Origin of the sequence: Paenibacillus sp. GbtcB18, assembly GCF_019091125.1 — a bacterium.
Taxonomy (GTDB): Bacteria; Bacillota; Bacilli; order Paenibacillales; family NBRC-103111; genus Paenibacillus_F; species Paenibacillus_F chitinolyticus.
Genome location: NZ_JAGXJX010000237.1, coordinates 1 through 296, shown reverse-complemented (window position 1 = coordinate 296; position 296 = coordinate 1). Strand labels below are relative to the sequence as shown.

Here is a 296-nt window from a genome sequence, read left to right as displayed (position 1 = left end):
CGACTTGCATGTATTAGGCACGCCGCCAGCGTTCGTCCTGAGCCAGGATCAAACTCTCCGATAAAGTTGTGCTAGCCCAAAGGCCAGCGGTTTATCTCAAGCTGATTAAGCTCAAAAATTCGTTGCTGACGAGAATTTCTTCTCATTAATTGTCTCAATTACTTGAGACACTTCAATCACTCGTTGTTCAGTTTTCAAAGGACAATCTCTCAAGACCTCGTGGTCTTCGTCGTTAGCGCTTGTCTCAGCGACAACTTTTATACTATAACATAGTTGCGCTCAGTTATGCAAGCTTT

Annotated in this window: 1 rRNA gene; it reads right to left on the bottom strand. The window is 43.9% G+C overall.

Features of this window, described 5'->3' with window-relative positions:
• Positions 1–64, bottom strand: a 16S ribosomal RNA gene (locus tag KVT34_RS30120); the annotation flags it as partial.
• Between the last annotated feature and the right edge of the window lie 232 nt (positions 65–296).